Annotated in this window: 21 protein-coding genes; 8 read left to right on the top strand and 13 right to left on the bottom strand. The window is 69.3% G+C overall.

The genetic code is table 11. From position 1 onward, the window contains the following. The first annotated feature begins 16 nt into the window (after positions 1 to 16). Positions 17 to 1,048: an endonuclease/exonuclease/phosphatase family protein gene (locus OG936_RS08780; protein WP_406493706.1), complete on the top strand. Its 1,032-nt coding sequence runs from the start codon at positions 17 to 19 to the stop codon at positions 1,046 to 1,048. A 247-nt stretch (positions 1,049 to 1,295) separates the two neighbouring features. Here the strand turns inward: OG936_RS08780 and OG936_RS08775 are convergent, their stop codons facing one another. From OG936_RS08775 to OG936_RS08750, 6 genes are all read right to left on the bottom strand, one after another. After that, complete coding sequence (locus tag OG936_RS08775; protein WP_406493704.1) at positions 1,296 to 3,053, bottom strand: NAD+ synthase; 1,758 nt, start codon at positions 3,051 to 3,053, stop codon at positions 1,296 to 1,298. Between the two features lie 77 nt (positions 3,054 to 3,130). Then, the gene (locus OG936_RS08770) at positions 3,131 to 4,894 is read right to left on the bottom strand and encodes a multicopper oxidase family protein (protein WP_406493703.1); all 1,764 of its coding nucleotides are present in this window, start codon (positions 4,892 to 4,894) and stop codon (positions 3,131 to 3,133) included. Positions 4,895 to 4,959: 65 nt separating this feature from the next. After that, a complete protein-coding gene (locus OG936_RS08765) occupies positions 4,960 to 5,130 on the bottom strand; it encodes a hypothetical protein (protein ID WP_406493701.1) in 171 nt (56 codons plus the stop codon). A 149-nt stretch (positions 5,131 to 5,279) separates the two neighbouring features. Then, positions 5,280 to 5,708 (bottom strand): CBS domain-containing protein, encoded by a 429-nt coding sequence (locus tag OG936_RS08760; RefSeq protein ID WP_266745806.1) that lies wholly within the window; start codon positions 5,706 to 5,708, stop codon positions 5,280 to 5,282. A gap of 127 nt (positions 5,709 to 5,835) precedes the next feature. Further along, complete coding sequence (locus OG936_RS08755; RefSeq protein WP_406500365.1) at positions 5,836 to 6,555, bottom strand: DUF305 domain-containing protein; 720 nt, start codon at positions 6,553 to 6,555, stop codon at positions 5,836 to 5,838. A 2-nt stretch (positions 6,556 to 6,557) separates the two neighbouring features. Next, positions 6,558 to 7,235: a DUF3105 domain-containing protein gene (locus tag OG936_RS08750; protein WP_406493699.1), complete on the bottom strand. Its 678-nt coding sequence runs from the start codon at positions 7,233 to 7,235 to the stop codon at positions 6,558 to 6,560. A 244-nt stretch (positions 7,236 to 7,479) separates the two neighbouring features. Between OG936_RS08750 and glnA the strand changes: the two genes are divergently transcribed. Continuing rightward, positions 7,480 to 8,841, top strand: a complete 1,362-nt coding sequence (gene glnA, locus OG936_RS08745) for a type I glutamate--ammonia ligase (RefSeq protein ID WP_072483343.1) — start codon at positions 7,480 to 7,482, stop codon at positions 8,839 to 8,841. A gap of 171 nt (positions 8,842 to 9,012) precedes the next feature. Here the strand turns inward: glnA and OG936_RS08740 are convergent, their stop codons facing one another. The 3 genes from OG936_RS08740 to OG936_RS08730 all read right to left on the bottom strand — a co-directional run bounded on the left by OG936_RS08740 (position 9,013) and on the right by OG936_RS08730 (position 12,257). Next, the gene (locus OG936_RS08740) at positions 9,013 to 10,143 is read right to left on the bottom strand and encodes a catalase family protein (RefSeq protein WP_406493697.1); all 1,131 of its coding nucleotides are present in this window, start codon (positions 10,141 to 10,143) and stop codon (positions 9,013 to 9,015) included. Positions 10,144 to 10,196: 53 nt separating this feature from the next. After that, positions 10,197 to 11,549, bottom strand: coding sequence for a Dyp-type peroxidase (locus OG936_RS08735; protein ID WP_406493695.1), 1,353 nt, complete (start codon positions 11,547 to 11,549; stop codon positions 10,197 to 10,199). A gap of 117 nt (positions 11,550 to 11,666) precedes the next feature. Next, positions 11,667 to 12,257, bottom strand: coding sequence for a hypothetical protein (locus OG936_RS08730; protein WP_383750514.1), 591 nt, complete (start codon positions 12,255 to 12,257; stop codon positions 11,667 to 11,669). A gap of 419 nt (positions 12,258 to 12,676) precedes the next feature. Between OG936_RS08730 and OG936_RS08725 the strand changes: the two genes are divergently transcribed. The 3 genes from OG936_RS08725 to OG936_RS08715 all read left to right on the top strand — a co-directional run bounded on the left by OG936_RS08725 (position 12,677) and on the right by OG936_RS08715 (position 14,691). Next, a complete protein-coding gene (locus tag OG936_RS08725) occupies positions 12,677 to 13,354 on the top strand; it encodes a GAP family protein (RefSeq protein ID WP_406493693.1) in 678 nt (225 codons plus the stop codon). A gap of 123 nt (positions 13,355 to 13,477) precedes the next feature. Continuing rightward, complete coding sequence (locus OG936_RS08720; RefSeq protein WP_266751048.1) at positions 13,478 to 13,783, top strand: transposase; 306 nt, start codon at positions 13,478 to 13,480, stop codon at positions 13,781 to 13,783. A 5-nt stretch (positions 13,784 to 13,788) separates the two neighbouring features. Further along, the gene (locus tag OG936_RS08715) at positions 13,789 to 14,691 is read left to right on the top strand and encodes an IS3 family transposase (protein ID WP_331746374.1); all 903 of its coding nucleotides are present in this window, start codon (positions 13,789 to 13,791) and stop codon (positions 14,689 to 14,691) included. Positions 14,692 to 14,721: 30 nt separating this feature from the next. Here OG936_RS08715 and OG936_RS08710 read toward each other — a convergent pair whose 3' ends face one another. Together OG936_RS08710 and OG936_RS08705 are read right to left on the bottom strand one after the other, a co-directional pair. Further along, positions 14,722 to 14,886, bottom strand: coding sequence for a hypothetical protein (locus OG936_RS08710; protein WP_406493691.1), 165 nt, complete (start codon positions 14,884 to 14,886; stop codon positions 14,722 to 14,724). Positions 14,887 to 15,204: 318 nt separating this feature from the next. Beyond that, a complete protein-coding gene (locus OG936_RS08705; RefSeq protein ID WP_406493689.1) occupies positions 15,205 to 15,795 on the bottom strand; it encodes a TetR family transcriptional regulator in 591 nt (196 codons plus the stop codon). A gap of 162 nt (positions 15,796 to 15,957) precedes the next feature. Between OG936_RS08705 and OG936_RS08700 the strand changes: the two genes are divergently transcribed. The 3 genes from OG936_RS08700 (at position 15,958) to OG936_RS08690 (ending at position 21,833) form a co-directional block, all read left to right on the top strand. Then, a complete protein-coding gene (locus tag OG936_RS08700; protein WP_406500364.1) occupies positions 15,958 to 17,457 on the top strand; it encodes an MDR family MFS transporter in 1,500 nt (499 codons plus the stop codon). Positions 17,458 to 17,779: 322 nt separating this feature from the next. Next, a complete protein-coding gene (locus tag OG936_RS08695; protein WP_406493688.1) occupies positions 17,780 to 18,580 on the top strand; it encodes a putative protein N(5)-glutamine methyltransferase in 801 nt (266 codons plus the stop codon). 262 nt (positions 18,581 to 18,842) lie between these two features. Next, entirely contained in the window at positions 18,843 to 21,833 is a 2,991-nt protein-coding gene (locus tag OG936_RS08690; protein WP_406493686.1) for a bifunctional [glutamine synthetase] adenylyltransferase/[glutamine synthetase]-adenylyl-L-tyrosine phosphorylase, read from the top strand. Positions 21,834 to 21,952: 119 nt separating this feature from the next. On the opposite strand, the gene OG936_RS08685 is transcribed toward OG936_RS08690, so the two are convergent. Next, positions 21,953 to 22,888 carry a phosphatase PAP2 family protein gene (locus tag OG936_RS08685; protein ID WP_406493684.1) on the bottom strand — a complete coding sequence of 312 codons (936 nt, stop codon included), beginning with the start codon at positions 22,886 to 22,888 and terminating at the stop codon, positions 21,953 to 21,955. Between the two features lie 82 nt (positions 22,889 to 22,970). Further along, positions 22,971 to 24,038: a LacI family DNA-binding transcriptional regulator gene (locus OG936_RS08680; RefSeq protein ID WP_266745789.1), complete on the bottom strand. Its 1,068-nt coding sequence runs from the start codon at positions 24,036 to 24,038 to the stop codon at positions 22,971 to 22,973. Positions 24,039 to 24,194 lie beyond the last annotated feature (156 nt).

Genomic DNA, 24,194 nt, shown 5'->3' with positions numbered 1-24,194 from the left:
GCAGTGAGGAAGCGCGATGGTGCAGGCGTACGGACCGGACACCGGAAACGACCGTGCGGAGCCGCAGCGCACCGGGTCCGGATCCCGCTTTCGGGGCCTCCTCGACAGACGGATCCGTGACAGGGGCATCTGGCGGCGCGGAGTCGTCCTCGCCGTCTGCGCGGTCCTCCTCACCCTCGTGATGGTCTTCCACGCGGAGATCCCGAACACCATCGGCAACCTGGGCAGCCTCACCGAGACGTTCCTGCCGTGGATCGGCGTATGCGTCCCGCTGCTGCTGATCCTGGGCCTGGTACGCCGCTCGGCGACCGCGCTGATCGCCCTGCTGCTGCCGGTCGCGGTCTGGCTCAACCTCTTCGGCGAGCTGATGTTCTCCGACAAGTCGGGCAGCGGCGGGGACCTGACCGTGGCCACCCACAACGTCAACGCGGACAACCCCGACCCCACGGGCACTGCCCGGCAGGTCGCGGGCTCCGGCGCCGACATCGTCGCCCTGCAGGAGTTGCCGAGCGACCAGGTGCCGACGTACAAGGCGGCGCTCGCCGGCCACTTCCCGTACCACTCGGTGCAGGGGACCGTCGGCCTGTGGAGCAAGTACCCGATGAGCAACAGCCGGCCGGTCGACATCAAGATGGGCTGGACCCGGGCGATGCGCTCCACGGTGCGGACACCCGAGGGTGAGGTCGCCGTCTACGTGGCCCACCTGCCGTCCGTACGCGTCAAACTGCACGCCGGATTCACCGCCAACCAGCGCGACGACAGCGCCGACGCCCTGGGCGCGGCCATCGCCGGCGAACGGCTCGGCAAGGTGATCCTGCTCGGTGACCTCAACGGCACGATGAACGACCGCTCGCTCAACGCGGTCACCTCGCAGATGCGGTCCACCCAGGGCGCGGCCGGCGACGGCTTCGGCTTCAGCTGGCCGGCCTCGTTCCCGATGGCGCGGATCGACCAGATCATGGTGAGGGGCGTCGAACCGATGTCGTCGTGGACACTCCCGGCGACGGACAGCGACCACCTTCCGATCGCCGCGCGCGTGGAACTCTGACGAAACGGTCCGTTCACCCGCGGGAACAACCTCGCCGACGCCGACGGTGCGTGGCTGGGCGGCACGGCGGTCGCGGCGGGCTGGGGGTAAACCCTCCGGCGCTTCCGGTCCACGCGGCGGCCGGCCGCCGCGAGCCCGTCCGGTCGAGGACGAACCGGCCACCGGACGCCCCCGGTGACCGACCGCTCAGGCCGACGCGCGCCGCCGATATCGGCTCATCTCGCCGACGCGCCCCACCGGTGTCCGCTCATCGGGCCGACTCGCGCCACCGATTGGTGATCGGTAGCCGGCGGTCCTTGCCGAAGCCCTTCGGAGAGATCTTCGTGCCCGGCGGGTACTGCCGCCGCTTGTACTCCGCCGTGTCCACCATCCGCAGCGTCTTCGCCACCAGCGCCGCGTCGAACCCGGCCGCGACGATCTCGTCCAGCCCCTGGTCCCGGTCGACGTACAGCTCCAGGATCCGGTCCAGTACGTCGTAGTCGGGCAGCGAGTCGGTGTCGACCTGTCCCGGGCGCAGCTCGGCGCTGGGCGGCTTGGTGACGGACGCTTCCGGGATCGGCGGGGTCTGCCCGCGCTCCTCGGCGGCGCGGTTGCGCCACTTCGCGAGGCGGAAGATCGACGTCTTGTAGACGTCCTTGATCGGCCCGTACGCCCCGACCGAGTCGCCGTACAGCGTCGAGTAGCCGACCGCCAGTTCGGACTTGTTGCCCGGGGCGAGGACGATCTGGCCCTCCTGGTTGGAGACGGCCATCAGCATCGTGCCGCGCAGCCGCGACTGGAGGTTCTCCTCGGCGAGGCCGGTGAGCCCCAGCGAGCCCATGTACGCGTCGAACATCGGCTCGATCGGTACGGTGCGGAAATTCAGCCCGGTACGACGGGCCAGCTCGGCCGCGTCGTCCCTGGAGTGGTCCGAGGAGTACTTCGACGGCATCGAGATGCCGTACACGTTCTGCGCCCCCAGCGCGTCGCAGGCGATGGCCGCGACCAGCGCCGAGTCGATCCCGCCGGAGAGCCCGATCAGCACACTGCTGAAGCCGTTCTTGGCGGCGTACGCGCGCAGGCCCACGACCAGCGCCGAGTACAGCTCCTCATCGTCGTCGAGCCGCTCCGCGTAACCGCCGGCCAGCTCCGCCTCGTACGCCGGCAGGGACTCCCCGGAGAGCACCACGCGGTCGATCCGCAGCCTGTCGTTGACGACACCGGACGGGGCCACGGCCGAGGCGGCCGGCAGGTCCAGGTCGAGGACGACGCAGCCCTCGGCGAACTGCGGGGCGCGGGCGATCACTTCGCCGTCCCGGTCGACGACGATCGAGTCGCCGTCGAAGACCAGCTCGTCCTGGCCGCCGATCATCGCCAGGTACGCGGTGGTGCAGCCGGCCTCCTGGGCGCGCTTGCGGACCAGCTCCAGCCGGGTGTCGTCCTTGTCCCGCTCGTACGGCGAGGCGTTGATCGACAGCAGCAGCCCGGCACCGGCCGCCCGCGCGGCCGGCACCCGGCCGCCGTCCTGCCAGAGGTCCTCGCAGATCGCGAGCGCCACGTCGACGCCGTGGACCCGGATGACCGGCATCGAGTCGCCCGGTACGAAGTACCGGAACTCGTCGAACACGCCGTAATTGGGGAGGTGGTGCTTGGCGAAGGTCAGCGCGACCTGCCCGCGGTGCAGCACCGCGGCGGCGTTCTGCGGGGCGCCGGCGGGCTGTCCGTAGCGCGGCTGGGCCGTCTCGGAACGGTCGAGGAAGCCGACGACGACCGGCAGCTCCCCGAAGCCCTCCGCGTCGAGGCGGGCGGCGAGCGCGCGCAGCGCCTGACGCGAGGCCTCGACGAAGGACGACCGCAGGGCCAGGTCCTCGACGGGGTAGCCGGTCAGCATCATCTCGGGGAACGCCACCAGATGGGCACCCTGTTCGGCGGAGTGCCGGGTCCAGTGGACGATCGCCTCGGCGTTGCCGGGAAGATCACCGACGGTCGAGTCGATCTGATTCAGTGCGAGGCGTAGTTGAGGCACGCGGACCAGTGTAATCGTCTGACTGACGCGATGTCCTGGCGGGCCGCGCGATCGTCCGGCCGCCCGCCAGGAACGGGTCAGCGGCGGTAGCCGACGACCGTCATCATGCCCACGTCCGAGTGGTAGATGTTGTGGCAGTGGAGCATCCACAGGCCCGGGTTGTCCGCGTCGAACTCGACGACGATCGAGCTGCGCGGCCGGACGATCACGGTGTCCTTGCGCGCCCACGCGGCCTGCCCCCGCCGGGAGGCCCGGTGCTCCGGCCCGGCGGGTCCCACCAGGCCGAACGAGTGCCCGTGCAGATGGACGGGGTGCCACATCGACGTGACGTTGTAGAACTCCAGCCTGACCCGCTCGCCCGCCCTGACCGGATGGCGCTGTCCGGGGTTGTACGGCTTGTGGTCGAAGGCCCAGTCGTACGCTCTCATGTTGCCGGTCAGCTTGAACCGCAAGGTCCGGTCGGCCTTGCGGACGGACAGCGCCACGGATTCGTCCGGCGACAGGTCGAACGCCTCCACCAACTTTCCGTCCAGCTCCTTCGGCCGTACGGAGGCGGTGGGCGCCGTGCCCTTTCCGGTACGGAGCAGGGCCAGCGCCGACGCCCGCTTGCCCTCGGCGAGCGCGGTCAGCGGGAACACCCCGTCCCCGGCGGTCACCACCACGTCGTACCGCTCGCCCATGCCCAGCAGCAGGGCGTCCGTCGTGGTGTGCCGGACGGGGTAGCCGTCGGTGTGCGTGATCGTCATCCGGTGACCGCCGAGCGCGACACGGAAAGCGGTGTCCCCGCCCGCGTTGATGATGCGCAGCCGGATACGGTCGCCGGGCTTGGCGGTGAAGGACGTGGGGGCCTTCGGCACGCGGCCGTTGATCAGGTAGTAGGGGTAGTCGACATTGCCCCCGTGGCTTTCGAGCAGTTTGCTGTAGGAATCCCTCATGATCCGCGAGGGGCCGGAGCGCCGCTTGGCGGACTTGGGGGTCCGGGGGCCCTTGGGGGACCCGCCGTGGCCGTTGCCCCCCGGATCGCTCTTGTCGTCCATCTCGTCGTGGTCCGAACCGTCGCGGCCGGAACCGCCGTGGCTCGAACCGCCGTGGTCCATGCCGCCCCTGCCCCCGCTGAGTTCGTCGAGCACCTCGTCGGGCGTGGAGCCGCCCACCCCGTCGACCCAGTCGTCGAGGACGACGACCCACTCCTTGTCGTACTTGAGCGGCTCCTTCGGGTCCTCGACGATCAGCGGCGCGTACAGGCCACGATCCTGCTGGACGCCCGTGTGCGGATGGAACCAGTACGTCCCCGGGTGCGGCACCTTGAAGCGGTACGCGAATTCCGCGCCCGGCTTGATGGGCGTCTGGGTCAGGTCGGGTACGCCGTCCATGTCGTTGCGCACGTTGAGCCCGTGCCAGTGCAGGGTGGTCGTCGCCGGAAGGTGATTGGCGAGGTTGAGCGCGACGACGTCGCCCACCGTGAGCCGCATTTCCGGGCCGGGCAGCCGGGCTTCGTAGGCCCAGGAGCTGACGACGAGCCCGCCGCCCAGATCCAGGCGGGACGGGGTGGCCGTGAGGTCGATCTTCCGTACGGGGCCGGAGGCCCGCCTGGCCTCGGCCGCGGCGACCTCCTCCCCGTCGGGGGAGACGTACTCGCCCCTGGTCCCGCGGGGAGCGGTCCCGTGGTTCGCACCGCCGGCGTTCGGGCTGCCGGAGTTCGTACCGCCGGACTTCGTACCGCCGGACTTCGTACCGCTGCGGCCCGTGTCGGAATCGCCGGAGCAGGATGCCAGGACTGCCGTACCGGCAGTGGCGACAGCGGCGCCGAGCACGGCGCGTCGGGTGGGTGGAGTGCGCATGACGGAGAGCACCTCGGGGTGTTGTCGGTATTTCGGTCTGCTGGGGGAGGGGGGAGGTGCCCCTCCTATATGCGCAGCACCGACAACAGGGCACAGCCTCCGCGGCCCGGCCGGGGGCCCGGCACCGGCACCGGCGACACCCGCGCCGCGCCACCTCCGAGGAGGTGGATGATGCCGATGAGCAGCGCGACGAACAGGAACAACTGTCCGTACGTCGCGCATCTACTCAGAGTCATGTCGAGCACCCTACCCCCGCTGGGTATGGGGCGCGCGCGGAAACGTATCTCCGCAGCTCTGCCGGGGCCTGCGGGGGTGGATGGGACGATGGCCCGGTACCCCTCGTGCAAGGGGTGCCGGGCCATCGAGCCGGGTGTTCGCGAGCCGGTCAGCTGCTGGGGGCGTAGACCTTCTCCACCCAGCAGGCGATCTGCTCGTCGGTGAGGTGCTGCGCCAGATCGGCTTCGCTGATCATGCCGATCAGCTTCTTGTTCTCGACCACCGGAAGCCGACGGATCCGATGGGTCTGCATTTCCTCCAGAACCATCTCCACGTCCGCGCCCGAGTCGATCCAGCGAGGGGTGCCGTGGGCGAGGTCGCCCGCGGTCATCTTCGACGGGTCGTGCCCCCTCGCCACACAGCCGATCACGATGTCGCGGTCCGTGAGGATGCCGATCATCCGGTCCTGCTCGCCTTCGGCGGAGATGGGCAGCGCGCCCACATGATGGTCGCGCATCAGCTGTGCGGCGCGGTCGAGTGTCTCGTGTGCGGGGATCCAGGTGGCCCCGGTGTGCATGATGTCCTTGGCGGTGGTCATGAGGGATTCCTCCTGCGTGCCGGTGGGCATGCTGTACGACCCCGAGCGAACCCATCGTCATGGGCCCGTTCGGGGTACGCGACCGCTATCACCCGTTCGGGTGCATGTGCGGCTCGGCGGGAATCTTTCAGGACCGGGGTTTCGCCCCTCGCGCCGTCAGCATTCCGGCCATCACGTCCAGCTCGGACTGCTGGGCCTCGACCATCCCCTGGGCGAGGCGCTTCTCCACTTTCACCGTGCACAGCCGGGCGCAGCCGCGGGCCATGGCGATGCCGCCCTTGTGGTGGTCGGTCATCAGCTGGAGGTACAGGACCTCGGCCTTCCTGCCGCTCGCCGCGCGGAGCCGGTCCAGCTCGGTCCTGGTGGCCATGCCGGGCATCAGGGAGCCGTCATGGTCCCGGTACCGGGACCCCGGTCCCGCCGTCCCGTCCATGCCCGCTATACCGTCCATGTCGTGGCCCTCGTGCCCGCCCGCCATCCAGGCCATCGGCTCCTGAGCGGTGGCCTTCGGCAGCTCCCACAGGTCCAGCCAGCCGAGCATCATGCCCCGCTGGTTGGCCTGCGTATTGGCGATGTCGTACGCGAGGCGGCGTACCTCCTCGTCGCCCGTGCGGTCACGCACGAGGAACGACATCTCCACGGCCTGCTGATGGTGGACCGCCATGTCGCGGGCGAAACCGGCGTCCGCGGAATCCACCGCGGGCGTGCGCGGGGCGGACGCGGCGACACGGTCCGTACCCTTGCCCCCGCCCCGTGCGGAGGCGACCGTCGCCACTCCCGCGAACAGCAGCGCGAGCGCGACGGCGGAGCCCGCCACCCACTGGACGCGCCGGTCGCGTGTCACCACCGTCACTGGGCCCCCAGCCCGCCCGTGCACGCCGCACCCGGCTCGGGCGTCTGCGACCCCTGCACGAACTTGGCGAAGAACCGGTCGACCCGCGAATCGTCGGCACCGTCCACCGTCACCTGATTGCCCCAGGCACTCAGCGTGATCGTCCCGGCCTGGCCCTCGTACGGGCTCATCAGCGTGTAGGGCGTTCTGCCGACCCGCTCGGCGAGCTTCGCCACGTCCGCGTCCGAGGCCTGGTCCGTGTACGTCACCCACACCGATCCGTGCTCCAGCGAGTGCACGGCGTTCACGTCGGGGATCGCCTTCTTGTACACCTCGCCGTCGCAGTTCATCCATACGGGGTTGTGGTCGCCGCCGACCGGGGGCTTCATCGGGTACGTGACCGGCGTGGTGACGTGGTTGCGGGTCAGCGTCTTCGCGTCCCACGTCTTCAGCCCGGCGATCGGCCCGTCGGCCGACTTCTTCGGGTCCGTCCCGGGTGCCTTGGCATCCTGCGCCTGGGCGTCCCGCTTCTTCTCCGAGGCCTCGGACTTGTCCAGCACCAGGTACGAGCCGAAACCGACCAGACCGGCGACGACGAGGACGCTCAGGCTTATGGCCAGCACACGATTGCGGCGCTCACGCGCGCGGTCGGCGTTGCGCATGTGCTCTATGCGGGTTCTGCGGTCGAAGCTCATGTCGTCACGTCCTTCTGCGAAGGGGAGAGGATGGACAAGAAGCGGTCGGAGAACAGGTACGCACCGGGCCGTCGCAAAACCGCTCCGCCCCTTGCGCCCCATGGGCGCCGATCGTAGTGGGTGGCCGGGTGCTCCATCTCACGTCGTGTGCGTAATCTGGGTGAAATCCGGGGTCGTGATACTGGAGCTCCTCCCTCGCCCCGGGCGGTGGTGCACGGACCGTCTGAACTGCAAGGATGTGGCTATGGACAAGCAGCAGGAATTCGTCCTCAGAACGCTTGAGGAGCGCGACATCCGCTTCGTACGGCTGTGGTTCACCGATGTCCTCGGCTACCTCAAATCCGTTGCCGTGGCCCCCGCCGAGCTGGAACAGGCGTTTGACGAGGGCATCGGCTTCGACGGCTCCGCCATCGAGGGCTTCGCCCGGGTGTACGAGTCGGACATGATCGCCAAGCCGGACCCGGGCACGTTCCAGATCCTGCCCTGGCGCGCGGAGGCCCCCGGCACGGCCCGGATGTTCTGCGACATCCTGATGCCCGACGGCTCGCCGTCCTTCGCCGACCCGCGCTATGTCCTCAAGCGCATCCTCGCCAAGACCTCCGACCTGGGCTTCACCTTCTACACCCACCCGGAGATCGAGTTCTTCCTGCTGAAGGACAAGCCGGTCGACGGCAGCCGCCCCACCCCCGCCGACAGCTCCGGTTACTTCGACCACACCCCGCAGAACGTCGGCATGGACTTCCGCCGCCAGGCGATCACCATGCTCGAATCCATGGGCATCTCGGTCGAGTTCAGCCACCACGAGGGCGCCCCCGGCCAGCAGGAGATCGACCTGCGGTACGCGGACGCGCTCTCCACCGCCGACAACATCATGACCTTCCGCCTGGTGATGAAGCAGGTCGCGCTGGAGCAGGGCGTGCAGGCGACGTTCATGCCGAAGCCGTTCTCCGAGTACCCCGGCTCCGGCATGCACACCCACCTGTCCCTCTTCGAGGGCGACCGCAATGCCTTCTACGAATCGGGCGCCGAATACCAGCTGTCCAAGGTCGGCCGCTCCTTCATCGCCGGCCTGCTCACCCACGCCGCGGAGATCTCCGCCGTGACCAACCAGTGGGTCAACTCCTACAAGCGCATCTGGGGCGGCTCCTCCCGCGCAGCGGGTGCCGGCGGCGAAGCCCCCTCGTACATCTGCTGGGGCCACAACAACCGCTCCGCGCTCATCCGCGTACCCATGTACAAGCCCGGCAAGACCGGCTCCGCCCGCGTGGAGGTCCGCTCCATCGACTCCGGCGCCAACCCCTACCTGACGTACGCGGTGCTCCTCGCCGCGGGCCTCAAGGGCATAGAGGAGGGCTACGAACTCCCCGCCGGCGCCGACGACGACGTCTGGGCCCTGTCCGACGCGGAACGCCGCGCGATGGGCATCGAGCCGCTGCCGCAGAACCTGGGCGAGGCGATCGCCCTGATGGAGAAGAGCGAACTGGTCGCCGAGACGCTCGGCGAGCACGTCTTCGACTTCTTCCTGCGCAACAAGAAGCAGGAGTGGGAGGAGTACCGCAGCGAGGTCACGGCCTTCGAGCTGAAGGCGCTGCTGCCGGTGCTGTAACCGCAGGTCGGCCGCACTGCGGCGACGCAGCAACGATCCGGGCCGGAGGCGGTGCGCCTCCGGCCCGGAGTCCGTTCATACGTGCTGGGCCGTCAGGCGCGAAAGCGGGGGGTTGCTGTACTCCCTGCTGTACAGCAGGGATTGTGACCGGGGTGGGCACTTGCCGGCACATCAGTGGGACGGGCCGAGTACCTCGTCGGCGCTGCGGGGCTCGGTGCGTGTCTGTTGGTTGAGTTTGTGGCGTTCAATGGAGGATCGCCGGTAGACCTCCTTGCGGGCCCGCATGATGTTGCCCAGGGGCGCGTGTTCGGCGGTGACCCGCCAGGGCGTGAAGGACAGCGCGTCCATCTTCTCCAGATTCTCCGGCTCGGAGATGTCCTGCTGCGGCAGCCGCAGCTTGGCCACGGTGAAGGACGGCGAGAGCTGCTCGGGCCACTCCACGGTGGTGTCCTCCACCGGCATGCGCTCCAGGTCGGTGCAGAGCTGGACCTGAATATCGAAGGCGTAGGGCCGCTCCTGCAGTTCGGCTTGCAAGGCCGGTCGGAAGACTTCCATCCCGGAGGCCGGGTCGATGGTGCGCCGGACTACCGCGGCGGCGGAGGACGGGTCGGGGGTGATGCGCACCTTGGCGATGTAGTCCCCGTGCCGGACCGCACCCATGGTCCAGTAGCTCGACAGCAGCAGGTTTGCCGGAGGGGTCTTTGACAGGCGCAGGAAGGCCAGGAACTCGTCCCACGCCCAGTTGTCCTGGTCCAGCGTTCCCTTTCCGGTCACGAAATCGGTGAAGAAACGATGTGCGCCGGGTCGGCCCTGGGAGAAGTAGGCCGGGGCGTTCAGGAACAATTCCTGGATGAACAGGTAGTGCTCGACTGTGTTGCAGAAGAAGATCGGTCCGTTGATGTTGGCGTAGTCGAATGTGCCTGTGTCGGGTTCGTCTTCCAGCAGGGTGGGGCCGGGGATATCGAACATCTTCAGTGCCAGTCCGGTGGCGGCGCCCAGTCGCGCGTCGGCTCCGGCGTGGGGCGAGCCGTTGGAGAAGCGGATGAGCGCGTCGTGGGTTCCCGGGGTCGCGTAGATGCCTTGGGCGTACTCGGGGGGCAGCCCGTTCAGGATCTCCACTTCCCCTCGGACCAGCCCGTATCCCTTGGCGTGGGCGTCGCGGAGGGCCCGTCCAGTGCCTCCGGCGTTGACCGAATCGGCGATGTAGCTCTCGGTTTTTTCGATCACCGTCTGCACGCTGCGGTCGAAGTTCGGGTCGTCGTTTTCGACGTCAGGCGTGTAGCGGACGAACTGTGCTGCCATGACTTCGACCTCTCCTCGGAGAGCGTGACCGGACATCAGGGTGGGAATCGCTGTCAGTCCTTCAGTTCGGCGAGCCAGCGCAGGGCGCGCAGACCCGGCAGGAAGCAGTACTCGCCGCCGCGGGTGACCACGAAGCTGGGCAGGTTCTGCAGGCGGCGCCGGACCGGCTTCTGCGGGATGGTGACGCTGCCGGTTCCGCCGTGATGCCCGGCTACCGGGTCCTTCTCGCCGGGGTAGCCGATGAAGTTGCCGTCGTTGACCCATTCGGCCTTGATGAACTCAAACTGCCGTTCCAGGTGAGCCCCGATGAATGCTCCGACCAGGCCGCGGTCGACGCCGTCGTCCTCCAGCACGCCCTCGGGCAGCGGCGGGCCGTAGGTCGTCCCGCGGCGGATGAGGCGGTGCATCCGTGCGTCGCCGATGATGGTGGCATCGCGGGGGTTGGTGCGCCGGATGTGCGCACCGGCGGGGCACCGGTACCCTCGGTCGTCGTTCTCCCGGTACAGGAAGTTGTTGACGCGGTGCGGATCGGCGGCCAGCTCCGGATCGTCATGCTCCGGTGTCAGCGTCAGCGGCGCGCCGCTCGGCCAGCGCCCGACCATCTTGGCCGCCAGGAGTGCCTCCTCCTCGGCGCCGGAGCTGTTCGCGCGCAGGTACCGGCGCCAGGCCGCCACGTTGGTGTGGATCTTGCGAACGGCCACGTAGGTCCCGTTGCGCCCCAACATATCGGGGCTGGGCATGGGCGGCAGGTTGCCGGTTTCGTCGGGGTAGCCGAGGATGAACTCACCCGCCTTGATGGGGGCTTCCAGCGGGTTGGAGCCGGGCAGTCCGACGCCCTCGATGTTCGGATGGCTGATGCCGTCACGGAAGCCGAAGGTGGTGCGCCCCGTCGGGAGCTGATGGACGTCCTGCTGCCAGATCATCTGGACCCCGGGTGTGTCCTCGTAGGCGACACGGGCCCGCTCCAGCTCCTTGTCCAGCTGCGCCGTATCGGAGGAGAGGGCGCTCAACGCGATGTGGACATCACCGGTTCCGAACGGTGCCTCCCAGTGGGCCGGTGCACTCTCGCCCACGTCGCCGATCAGCTCCGCCCGAGCGGCCATGCCCTCACGAAACGCCGGCGGAAAGCTGTCCAGCGACTCCTGGGGCACCCCCAGGGCCCTCAGCCCCTGAAAGGTGAACGCCACAGCGACCCAGGCATCCTGGCTACGGTCCGCGCCCGGAAGGCCTCCCGGGGTCACCGGGAGCAGTCGCCGCAGCAGGGAGCGCCCGGCATGGCGGTCATCGACGCGCAGGAAGACGAACTTTCCCTCGTACGGCACGGGCCTCGGACGCAGTGCCCCGCTCTGAACGTCGTCGATCTCGACGCTCACGCCGGCCGCGCTGCTGCTGTCCGCTGTGCTCATGGTCGCTCGTGCCTCCACATCGGTCTCTGCCTGGACAGCCCTGCAAGGGCCGACTCGCATCTCCCGGCGCGGTCCACCGACGGTGGGTGGGCTCCGAGGGCCGGCTGTGTCCGGGTTCTAGGCCGAGGCCTCCTCCAGCAGCTTCTGGAAGGCCGGCGTGGCCACCAACTCCGCGTTGGCCGGGTTCTCCAGCGCCGCCCGGAACTGGGGGGTGTCCAGCACCTCCTGGAACGCGTCGTCCACGCGATGGTCCTTGTAGATCTGCTGAACGGTCAGGTCGGGATAGGCGCTGACGAAGACCCCCGCAGGCTCCTGGTGGGCGACGAACCAGTCCTTCACCCCTGGATCGGTGACGCCGGGGAACCCCTCGCTGTGCGAGAAGACCTTGTCGAAGCGGGACCCGACTACCGTCTGGGCGAAGTCGTCGATGTAGGTGTCCCAGGAGCCGTCGAAAACGCTGGCGAACATGAACCGGGTGTCGTTGTCGAAGATCACGTGCCGTGCGTCATGCAGGGTGCCGATCTGGCGCACCGCCGCATGGACCCTCTCGTCATCCGCCGCGTCGGCGAGCATGGCGAGATCCTCACGCAGCGCATCCGCATGGCCCGGCTTGATCTTGGTGAAGACGGTGAACTCGCTGCAGACCCCATCCGACCTGCCCGGGCGCTCGGGGTGAGCTGACTGGGTTGCACCTGTCGTCGCAGTCATCGTGAGATTCTCCTGCCCCGGATCGGTCCGAGAGCCGCCAGGCGCCCGAACATGAGGCGCCGTCGCCCTCACATGTCAATCCTCACTGCGGATGCACTGCCTCGCATCCCGGATCCTGGCATGGTGGTCGCCTGATGTGGGTTCCCGGGAAACTCCGGCACTGCGGGGTCCAGCCTGATTCCTCCCGTCCCGAGAAGCTTCCGAGGACAGATCCGACCAGGCGCAGGAAGATGGAACCGGTGGGACGTGACGAGTACGTAGTCGTCACCAATTCTCGGGCAGCCACTTCCGCAGGGCTGTGAAGACAGTGGCGCGGCCGATCGAACACCAACCCGTTGCGCCGCCGAGGCGGTCGGGGCACCCTCTCGCGCCAAGCCCTACTCACTGGATCGCCACCCGGACCCCAGACGGAGGCAACCATGGGCGCAGTTCTCGGTGACGTAATGGGTTTCGCGGCCGCCGTGGCGGTCAGCCCCCTCCCGATCATCGCCGTCATCCTCATACTCGCCACGCCTCGGGGACGTCTCAACGGAGTCCTCTTCACCGTCGGCTGGATCCTGGGACTCTCGGCACTGGGCGCGGTGATGCTGGCGGTCGCTTCCCCCGCAGGTGCCTCCACAGACAACCAACCGGCCACCTGGGTGGGAGCCCTCAAGCTCGCCCTGGGCCTGTTCCTCGTCCTTTTCAGCGCCCGGCAATGGCACCGGCGCCCAAAGGATCCCTCGCAAGCCCGGCTGCCGAAGTGGATGAGCGCGATAGACCGCCTCACGCCGGTCAAGGTCTTCGCACTCGGACTGGCCCTGTCCGCGCTCAACGCCAAGAACGCCCCGCTGACCATCGCCGCGGGGGCCGTGATCGGCTCAGCCGGATTGCCGGTCGGGCAGCAGATCGCATCTCTGGCGGTCTTCGTCCTGATCGCCACCCTCGGCCTGCTGGCCCCACTGGGAGTTTTCCTGCTCGGGGGAGAGCGAGCCAGGACCACGCTTGGCAACTGGAAAGATTTGGCAGCTCGGCACAATGTCGCCGTGATGGCGGTCCTGTTCTTCGTCCTCGGGCTGAAACTGCTCGGAGACGGCATCTCCATCCTCACCTCCTGACAGGCTTACTCGCGTCGCCATGTGGTTCGATCACAGACGTGCAACAGAGAAGGTCTGAAGTTCCCCCTCTGAACTGGACAGCCTGATACTGGGACGGATCGGTCCCGGAGGAAGCAGTCCAGGTTGAGTGGCAAGAGCAACATGAGCAAGCGGTACACGTCGGAGTTCAAGCGGGACGCGGTGGCACTGGTCCGGTCGTCAGGGCGGAATGTCACCGAGGTCGCCCGGGAACTCGGTGTGAGTCCGGAGGGGCTTCGCGGCTGGGTGAAGCAGGCGAAGGCCGACCGCGGCGAGGGGGCGCCCGGCGCGCTGACCACGGCGGAGAAGGAAGAGCTCCAGCGGCTGCGCAGGGAGAACCGGGAACAGCAGCAGACGATCGAGATCTTGAAAAAAGCAGCGGCCTTCTTCGCGAAGGAGACGATGAAGTAGGCACTCTGTGCCGTTTCATCGACGCGGAGAAGGCCGCCGAGGCCAACCCCGACGGCTACAGCGTGGCTTTGCTGTGCCGCGTCACGGGGATCAACCGCTCCACCTACTACTCCTGGCTGGCGGCCCGGCCGGCAGCGGCCGAACGGCAGTGTGCCGAGGATGAGTTGACCGAGGAGATCCGCGAGATCCACGCCTCCTCACGGGGTGCCTACGGTGCCCCGCGCGTGCACGCCGCGCTGCGGCGCAAGGGCCATGCGATCAACCGGAAGAAGGTCGAGCGGATCATGCGCGAGCGCGACATCCGCGGCGTCACCCGCCGCAGACGCCGCCACCTGACGCAGCAGGACACCAAGGCCGCACCGGCTCCGGACCTGGTTGGCCGCGACTTCACCGCTACCCGGTCCGGCACGAAGCTCGTCGGCGACATCACCTATCTGCCGACGATCGAGGGCTGGTGGTATCTCGCGACCGTCATGGACCTGGCGACGCGCGAGGTGATCGGGTACGCGATGGCCGAACACCACCGTGCCGAGCTGGTCACCGACGCGCTGCGGATGGCCGCCGGCCGCGGCGACCTTCAGGGCGGCTGCATCATGCACACCGACCGCGGAAGCGAATACACGAGTGGCGAATTCCGCCGCGAGCTGCGGGAGTTGAACCTGAGACAGAGCATGGGACGAACCGGCATATGCTACGATAACGCCGCAGCCGAGAGCTTCTTCGGTCTACTGAAAGCGGAGATCGGCACCGCCGTCTGGGAGAGCCGTGAGGCGGCCCGCGCCGACGTCTTCCGCTTCATCGAGGTCGAGTACAACCGCACCAGGCTCCGCAAGCACCCCGAGTTCGGGTACCTCACCCCACTCGAAACCCGAGCCAGGCTGCAGCACGAATTTACCCCCGCAGCGTAAACAACCGCTGTCCAAGATCAAGGGGGAACTTCAGTCGGCGTAGCGGCTTTGGGCTGGAGCGGCTTTGGGCTGGAGCTGCTTTGGGCCGGCCTCGAAGATCAGATCCTGAAGACAGCCTGCCGGGCAACTCTTGGGCCGGTAGGTGCGACCTGGCCGAGCGAAGTCGCCGATCGGCTCCTTCTGCTTGGTATCCACGCTCACGCACACCCCCAAACTCCGCGCCCTGCACGCCGATGCCTGCACGCTCATGGGTCAGCTCGCCCGGGACGCGTCCCAGCGCCGTGAGCGCACCACCGCGAATACCTACTACGAGCAGAGCGCCGGCCTCGCACGCGCGTGCGCGACGCGACGTGACGCTCGAAGCCCATGCGCTGCTGCGCACCTGATACGTCGCGCTGTACGGCGCCCGCGACGCCCACGCCGGACTTGCGCGCGCCGAGCGAGCGGCAGAAACCGCCGGCCGTCCAGGATGTCGTCGACCGGGACTACACCGACCGGATCCCGTTCACGGATTCAGTCGAACCGGCAGGCCATCTCGTCCAGGATCTCGGCGATCACCTCGGAGGGCTCGCGGGCCAGGTCCTCCTCGATCCACATGCGCATGGCGATCCGCAACGAGGAGAGGAACGCCGCGGCCAGGACCTGCGGGCGGACCGGTTTCTCCGTCGGGCCCCGGCGGACCGCCACGGCGTCGGCCAAGTCCCGTTCCAGGGCTGCGTGGTTGGCGAGTTGACGGGCGAGCAGTGAAGGGTGCCGCATCGCCAGCCTGGTCCGTAGGGCCCACTCGCGCTCCGGGGGTGCGACCCGTTCGGCGAACTGCGCCATGGCCGCCCGCAGCGCCGCCCACGCGGTCTCCTCGGCGGGCCGGTCGCGCATGGTGCGGACGAGCTCCCTGACCTGTTGCTCCTCCCCGTACAGGAGGGCGTCCTCCTTGCCCGTGAAGTAGTTGGAGAACGTTCTGCGGGAGATCCCGGCGGCGTCCGCGACGGCCTCCACCGTGACGTGGTCGAAGCCGTGCTTGATGGCCAGCCGCAAGGTGGCCTCGTGCACGGCCTGGCGCGTGGCTTCCTTCTTGCGTTCCCGCAGTCCCACAGGGCTCTCCATGGGTTCAGTATCTCTCCGCCGGTTTCCTCAGTCCGGGCATAATTGCACAGTGGGCATAATTGCCCATTGGGCATGTATGGTGAAACCTTTCCTGCCCCCTGTTCGAACCCCCGGAGGTTGCGCGTGAGCGCACAAACGGCTGCGCCGACCGAAGTCGCGCCGATGGATCACCGTCATGTACTGCGGGCGCTGAGCGGTCTGCTGATCGTGCTGTTCGTGGCGATGATCAGCAGCACCGTGGTGTCGGTGGCTCTGCCGAAGATCATCGGCTCGCTGGACGGCAACCAGTCGCAGTACACCTGGGTCGTCACCGCGTCCCTGCTGGCCTCCACGGCCTCCACTCCGATCTGGGGCAAGCTCGCCGACCTGTTCAGCAAGAAGCTGCTGCTCCAGATATCCATCGGCATCTTCGTCGTCTCGTCGATCGCCTGCGGATTCGCCCAGTCCACCGGGCAGTTGATCACCTTCCGTGCCGTGCAGGGCCTCGGTATGGGCGCTCTGCAGGTGCTCGTCCAGGTCATCATCGCGGCGATGATCAGCCCCAAGGAGCGCGGCCGCTACAACGGTTACCTGGGCGGCGTCATGGCCGTCGCCACCGTGGGCGGACCGCTGCTGGGCGGCTTCATCACCGACACGTCGTGGCTCGGCTGGCGCTGGTGCTTCTTCATCGCCGTCCCGTTCACGCTGATCGCCCTCGTGATGCTCACCCGCACCCTGCACCTCACCGAGGTCCGCCGTCCGGAGACGAAGGTCGACTACCTGGGCGCCTCGCTGATCGCCGCGGGCGTCAGCCTGCTGCTGCTCTGGGTCACCTTCGTCGGCAACGACTTCGACTGGCTGTCCTGGCAGACCCTCGTCATGGTCGGTGTCAGTGCCCTGATCCTGATCGCCGCCGTCGTGGTCGAGAGCCGTGTCAAGGAGCCGGTCGTCCCGCTCCATGTCGTACGCCGCCGCGACCCCGCGCTCGCCATCGTCGCGAGCCTCGCGGTCGGCATGGCGATGTTCGGTGGCGCGGTCTTCCTCGGCCAGTACTTCCAGATCGGCCGCGGCTACTCACCGACCGAGGCCGGACTCCTCACCATCCCGCTGATGTTCGGCGTGCTGGTCTCCTCCACCGTCGCCGGACGCATGGTCTCCAGGACCGGCAAGGTGAAGCCGTACATCATCACCGGCGTCGCCGTCCTCACGCTGGGCTTCCTGGGCCTGTCCACCATCGACCACGAGACCCCGCTGGTCCTCGTCTCCCTCGGCATGCTCGCGGTCGGTGCCGGTGTCGGCATGTCGATGCAGAACCTGGTCCTCGTCCTCCAGAACACGGTCCCGCTCGGCGAACTCGGCGCGGCCAGTGGCGCGATCACCTTCTTCCGCTCGCTCGGCGGCACGATCGGGGTCTCCGTGCTCGGGGCGGTGCTCGCCAACCAGGTCTCCACGAAGATCACCCACGGCCTGGCGAAGCTCGGCATCGACCCGGCGGCCTCGTCCTCGGGCGGCGCCACCCTGAACATCGACGCGATGCCGCCACAGATCCAGGAGGTGGTGCGCGCCGCGTACGGCGACGCGACCGGCACCATCTTCCTGATCTCGGCCGCCATCGCGGTGGTCGGCGTGATCGCCGCTCTGTTCCTGACGCCGACGAAGCTGCGCGACAGCGTGGACCTTTAGCAGGTCCTGTCGTTCGTGCCTGTGCGGCGGCCGCGTTCGCCGCACACGGCGTGGCCCGGGACACCGAGGGAGCCGCCGGCCCCTCGGCGTCCCGGGCCACGCCCTCGCGTACGCCGCGTACGCCGCGAGCCCTTCCGGCCGGAGGGCACCGCCCGATGCCGCGACTGAGGTAATGTGACGCATCCCCACACCGGGGACCTACCAAGGAGGTGAGACCCATTACCGCTGTATCAGGCTGGGTGCTCACCCCACATGATCGCGTGGTCGACCCGACATAATCGACCGCGGAGCGCCCATCGGCTTTCCCGAAAGGCTGCGCTTCGTGTCGGTTCCCGCTTCACCGCTCACCGTGTCCACCATCGTCACCACACTCCGCGCCGCCGGCTGCGTATTCGCCGAGGAGGAAGCGGAGTTGATTGTCTCCACGGCGACCGGCCCCGCCGAACTCGCCGCCATGGTCGAACGGCGGACCGCCGGTCTGCCCCTGGAACACGTCCTCGGCTGGGCCGAGTTCAGCGGTCTGCGGGTCGCCGTGGACCCCGGCGTCTTCGTACCTCGCCGCCGCACCGAGTTCCTGGTCCGGCAGGCCGCCGCCCTCGCCGTATCCGGGGCGGTCGTCGTCGACCTCTGCTGCGGCTCGGGCGCACTCGGCACCGCGCTCGCCGCGACGCTGGACCGCATCGAACTGCACGCCACCGACGTCGAACCCGCGGCCGTACGGTGCGCCCGCCGCAACGTCGCCGACACCGGCCGGGTGTACGAGGGCGACCTCTTCGAGCCGCTCCCCGGATCGTTGCGCGGCCGGGTGGAGATATTGCTCGCCAATGTGCCGTACGTACCGACGGAGGACGTCGAACTGCTGCCCCCGGAAGCCCGTATCCACGAACCGCGCGTCGCACTCGACGGGGGAAGGGACGGCCTCGACATCCTGCGGCGGGTCACCGCCGAGGCCCCGCGGTGGCTGGCACCGGGCGGGCATCTGCTGGTCGAGACGAGCGAACGGCAGGCGGCCCGGGCCGAGGAGACCATCGCCCGCAGCGGCCTGATCCCGCGCGTCGTCACCTCCGACGAGCTGTACGCGACCGTCGTCGTCGCGACCCGGCCAGGGCCGTCCGCGAACTGAGCCCGGACGGGCACCGAGGCGGCCCGGTCCGGGCTCGGGATTCCGGCTTCCGCCGGCCACGAGCCCGCTGCCGCGCCCTCGGCGCTGTAGCGGGCATCCAGCTCGGCGACGGGTTCGAATCCGGGCATACAGTCCTCCCGGTACGGTCCTCGAAGTGATCCTGCCTGCGAAGTGTGGACCGCGCACCCGCGCCGAATTCATCGGCGCCGGGCTAGGCTCGGAACGCTGGATGGTGTGTGGGCGGCGAGCAGGAGAGCACGGAATGACGACGGTGCCGGGGCGCAGGAGCAGCACGTTCACCCGACTGCTGCGGCACGGTTTCACCGACCCGTCCGCCGCGGAGCGGCTCCTCGACCTGCCCGAGCTGTCGTCCGTACGCTCCGATCCGGTGCTGCTCGACGCCCTCGGGGCCACTGCCGACCCCGATCTGGCACTGCGCGGGGTCGTCCGCCTCGTGGAGGCCGAGGAGCCGGACGAGCGGCAGATCCTGCTGGACACCCTCGTCACCGCCAAACCGCTGCGGGACCGGCTGCTCGGGGTGCTCGGGGCGTCCGAGGCGCTCGGTGACCACCTGGCCCGCCACCCCCGCGACTGGCAGGCGCTCGTCACCTACGAGGCCACGGATCTGCACCCCGGGGTGCCCGAATTCGAGCAGGGGCTCGCCGGGGCCGACGACCCCGACTCGCTGCGCGTCGCCTATCGCCGGTGCCTGCTGGCCATAGCGGCCCGCGACGTGTGCGGTACGACGGACGTCGCCGAGGCCGCCGCCGAACTGGCCGATCTGGCTACGGCGACCCTGCGCGCGGCGCTCGCCATCGCCCGTACGGCCGCACCCGCCGACGCCGCGCAGTGCCGGCTCGCCGTCATCGCGATGGGCAAGTGCGGCGGCCACGAGCTGAACTACGTCTCCGACGTCGACGTCATCTTCGTCGCCGAACCGGCCGACGGCGTCGAGGAGAGCGCGGGCGTGCAGGCCGCCACCCGGCTGTCCGCGCACATGATGCGGATCTGCTCCGACACGACCGTCGAGGGCACCATCTGGCCCGTCGACGCCAACCTCCGCCCCGAGGGCCGCAACGGACCCCTCGTACGGACGTTGTCCTCGCATCTCGCGTACTACCAGCGCTGGGCCAAGACCTGGGAGTTCCAGGCGCTCCTCAAGGCCCGGCCGGTGGCGGGCGATCCCGAGCTGGGCGCGGAGTACGTCGAGGCCGTCTCGCCGCTCGTGTGGCAGGCCGCGGACCGCGAGAACTTCGTCGCCGACGTGCAGAAGATGCGCCGCCGCGTCGTCGACAACATCCCCGCCGACCGTGTCGACCGTGAGATCAAGCTCGGCCCCGGCGGGCTGCGGGACGTCGAATTCGCCGTACAGCTGCTCCAGCTGGTGCACGGCCGCAACGACTCGACCCTGCGCAGCGGCTCCACGCTGGACGCGCTGCGGGCGCTCGCCGCGGGCGGCTACGTGGGACGGGTGGACGCCGCGCAGCTGGACGACGCCTACCGCTTCCTGCGGGCCATGGAACACCGCATCCAGCTCTACCGGCTGCGCCGCACCCATCTGGTCCCCGAGGGCGAGGCGGATCTGCGGCGCATCGGACGCTCACTCGGGATGCGCACGGACCCGATCACCGAACTCAACCAGGCGTGGAAACGGCACGCCTCCGTGGTGCGGCGGCTGCACGAGAAGCTGTTCTACCGGCCGCTGCTGGACGCCGTCGCCCAGCTCGCGCCCGGCGAGTCCCGGCTCAGCGCGAAGGCGGCCGAGCACCGGCTCGAAGCCCTCGGATACGCCGATCCGGCCGCCGCGCTGCGGCACCTGGAGGCGCTGTCGTCCGGCGTGACCCGCAAGGCCGCCATCCAGCGCACCCTGCTGCCGGTGCTGCTCGGCTGGTTCGCGGACTCCGCCGACCCCGACGCCGGGCTGCTCGGCTTCCGCAAGGTGTCCGACGCACTCGGCAAGACCCCCTGGTACCTGCGGCTGCTGCGGGACGAGGGCGCCGCCGCGGAGAACCTCGCCCGGGTGCTCTCGGCCGGCCGGCTCGCCCCCGACCTGCTGCTCCGGGCGCCCGAGGCCGTGGCGATACTCGGCGACCGGCAGGGCCTGAAGCCGCGCGGCCGGGAGCACCTGGAACAGGAGGTGCTGGCCGCGGTGGGACGGGCGAAGGGCGCCGAATCCGCCGTCGCCGTGGTGCGCGGGGTGCGGCGGCGCGAGCTGTTCCGGACCACGGCCGCGGACCTCATCGGCTCGTACGGTACGGAGGAGCGCCCCGCCGAGCAGGACCCCGGGGCCCTCGTCGACCGGGTCGGCAACGCGGTCACCGATCTGAACGCCGTCACGATCGCGGGCGCCCTGCGCGCCGTCGTACGCGAACAGTGGGGGGACATGCTGCCCACCCGGTTCGCGGTCATCGGCATGGGCCGGTTCGGCGGACACGAGCTCGGATACGGCTCCGACGCCGATGTGCTGTTCGTCCACTCACCGCGCGAGGGCGTCGACGGCCACGAGGCGGCGCAGGCCGCGAACCAGGTGGTCTCCGAGCTGCGGAAACTGCTGCAACTGCCCACCGCCGACCCGCCGTTGGTGATCGACGCGGATCTGCGGCCGGAGGGCAAGAGCGGGCCGCTGGTGCGTACCCTGAAGTCGTACGAGGCCTACTACCGGCGCTGGTCGCTGGTCTGGGAGAGCCAGGCGCTGCTGCGCGCCGAGCCGATGGCGGGCGACGAGGAACTCGGCCGTGAATTCATCGAGTTGATCGATCCGCTGCGGTACCCGATGGAGGGTCTCGGGGAGGACGCGGTTCGTGAGATCCGCCGTCTGAAGGCCCGGATGGAGTCCGAACGGCTGCCGCGCGGCGCGGACCCGACGCTCCACACCAAGCTGGGGCGCGGCGGGCTGAGCGATGTCGAGTGGACGGTCCAGCTGATGCAGATGCAGCAAGGCTGGGCGGAGCCGGGGCTGCGGACGACCCGTACCCGCGAGGCGCTGGCCGCGGCATGTGCCGCGGAGCTGATCCCGGGCGAGGACGCGCAGACCCTGGACGAGGCGTGGGTGCTGGCGACACGGGTCCGCAACGCGGTGATGCTGGTACGGGGGCGGCCCGGCGACACGTTCCCGTCGGGGCCGCGTGAACTCACCGCGGTGGGGCGGTACCTGGGGTATGAGCCGGGGCACGTCGGGGACATGCTGGACGACTACCGGCGGATCACGCGGCGGGCGCGGGCGGTGGTGGAGGAGCGGTTCTACGGGGCGTGAGGGGCGCGCCCCCTCACGCGGGCCGCGCGGACCTTCCGGGGCGTCCTCCCGGACCCCGGTCCAGGACGGCGGGCGGGCTTGGTCCGCCCGCCCGGGCGTCGGGACGCAGGAGCGTCCGCTCAGGTGCGTCCCGCCGCGGACAGGCCGACGGGCCGCGGCCTCTCCAGCGACAGCGGCACCCGCTTCGCGAGGTGGTGCGGCAGCGAGCCGTACCAGGCGTAGGAGGCCGCGTAGCCGACGGCCAGACACAGCATGCCGCCCAGTGCGTCCAGCCAGAAGTGGTTGGCGGTCGACACGATCACGAGCAGGGTGACCGCCGGGTAGAGCAGACCCAGGACGCGGACCCAGGGCGCGGCGGCCAGTGCGTAGAGCGTCAGGCCGCACCAGAGCGACCAGCCGATGTGCATCGAGGGCATGGCCGCGTACTGGTTCGACATGTTCTTGAAGTTGCCCGAGGCCATCGAACCCCAGGTCTGATGGACCACAACGGTGTCGATGAAGTGGCCGCCGCTCATCAGCCGGGGCGGTGCCAGCGGGTACAAGTAGTAGCCGAGCAGTGCCACGGCCGTGGTGGCGAACAGGGCCAGACGTGCCGCCGCGTAACGGCCGGGGTGACGGTGGAACAGCCACACCAGCACGCAGACGGTGACGACGAAGTGCAGTGTCGCGTAGTAGTAGTTCATCGACACGATCAGCCATGCCACGGAATTCACCGCGTGGTTGACGGTCTGTTCGACGGCGATGCCCAGGTGGGTCTCGACCGACCAGATCCGGCCGGCGTTGCGCAGTGCTTCGGCCCGCTGTTCGGGGACGGCGTTGCGCACCAGGGAGTACACCCAGTAACTGGCCGCGAGCAGCAGGAATTCGAACCGGACGCGTGGCCGGCGCGGGGACCGCAAGGAGCGCAGGGAACGCGGGGAGCGAAGTCCGGGCGGGCCGCCGTCGCGCCGCCCGGCGTTCTCCTGCGCGTCCGCCGTCGGGGCCGCCTCGTCCACGATGGGTGACGGGGTGGCCCCCAACCGGGCTTCCTGTGATGTCCCACTCAATTCACCCATAGGCACAGAGTCTGCCAGAAATGTCTTTCCCGCCCGATCATCCTCCGGTCGGGTCCGGGCCGCACATCAGTCTGCCGGGCCGCTAGGAGCGGGCGTGCGAACCTGGAAGAGGTCCGGGCGCGGAGACGGGAGCGGGCCCGGGGCCCGCAGCCGTTGAACCGCGGACGACCAGCTCGGGCATGAAGACGAACTCGCTGTGCGGGGCGGGTGTGCCGCCGATCTCTTCGAGGAGGGTGCGCACGGCGGCCTGGCCCATCGCCGTCACCGGCTGCCGGATCGTCGTCAGCGGCGGATCGGTGAACGCTATGAGCGGCGAGTCGTCGAAACCCACCACCGACAGATCGCGCGGCACCTCCAGCGACAGCCGGCGGGCGGCCCTGATCGCACCGAGCGCCATCATGTCGCTCGCGCACACCACCGCCGTGCACCCCCGCTCCATCAGCGCCGACGCGGCGGCCTGCCCGCCCTCCAGGGTGAACAGCGAGTGCTGGATCAGCCCCTCCACCTCGTCCGGAGCGAGGTTCAACTGCTCCTGCACGCATGAGCGGAAGCCCTCGATCTTGCGCAGGACCGGCACGAACCGCTTGGGGCCGACCGCCAGGCCGATCCGCTGATGGCCGAGCGACACCAGGTGCGTCACGGCGAGCCGCATCGCGGCCCGGTCGTCCGGCGAGATGAACGGCGCCTGGACCTTGGGCGAGAAACCGTTCACCAGAACGAAGGGGACGCCCTGGGCGCGCAGTTGCTCGTAGCGCTGCATATCGGCCGAGGTGTCGGCGTGCAGCCCGGAGACGAAGATGATGCCCGAGACGCCGCGGTCGACCAGCATTTCGGTCAGCTCGTCCTCGGTGGAGCCGCCGGGGGTCTGGGTCGCCAGCACCGGGGTGTAGCCCTGCCGGGTCAGCGCCTGGCCGATGACCTGCGCCAGCGCCGGGAAGATGGGGTTCTCCAGCTCGGGCGTGATCAGCCCGACCAGTCCCGCGCTGCGCCTGCGCAGCCGTACGGGACGCTCGTAGCCGAGAACGTCGAGCGCGGCGAGGACGGATTCACGGGTGGCCGCTGCAACACCGGGCTTGCCGTTCAGTACACGGCTGACCGTCGCTTCGCTGACCCCCGCCTGAGTTGCGATATCGGCAAGCCGTGCGGTCATGGAAGTGGACTGTACCGGGCGTATGTCGGATTGCCCACCATCCGCAGGAAGCGGGCGCCACCGCCCGTGAGGTGGTCCGGGGTGCCGACGCGGCAACATCTTGCAAGGACTTGCGAGACCGATTCGCGGGCCGCGGTCGGATCGTCGCACTTCTGG

The organism is Streptomyces sp. NBC_00846, from assembly GCF_045207325.1.
In the GTDB taxonomy this organism is placed as follows: domain Bacteria; phylum Actinomycetota; class Actinomycetes; order Streptomycetales; family Streptomycetaceae; genus Streptomyces.
Note: the sequence above shows the minus strand (reverse complement) of the source record. Positions and strands in the feature narration are given on the sequence as shown.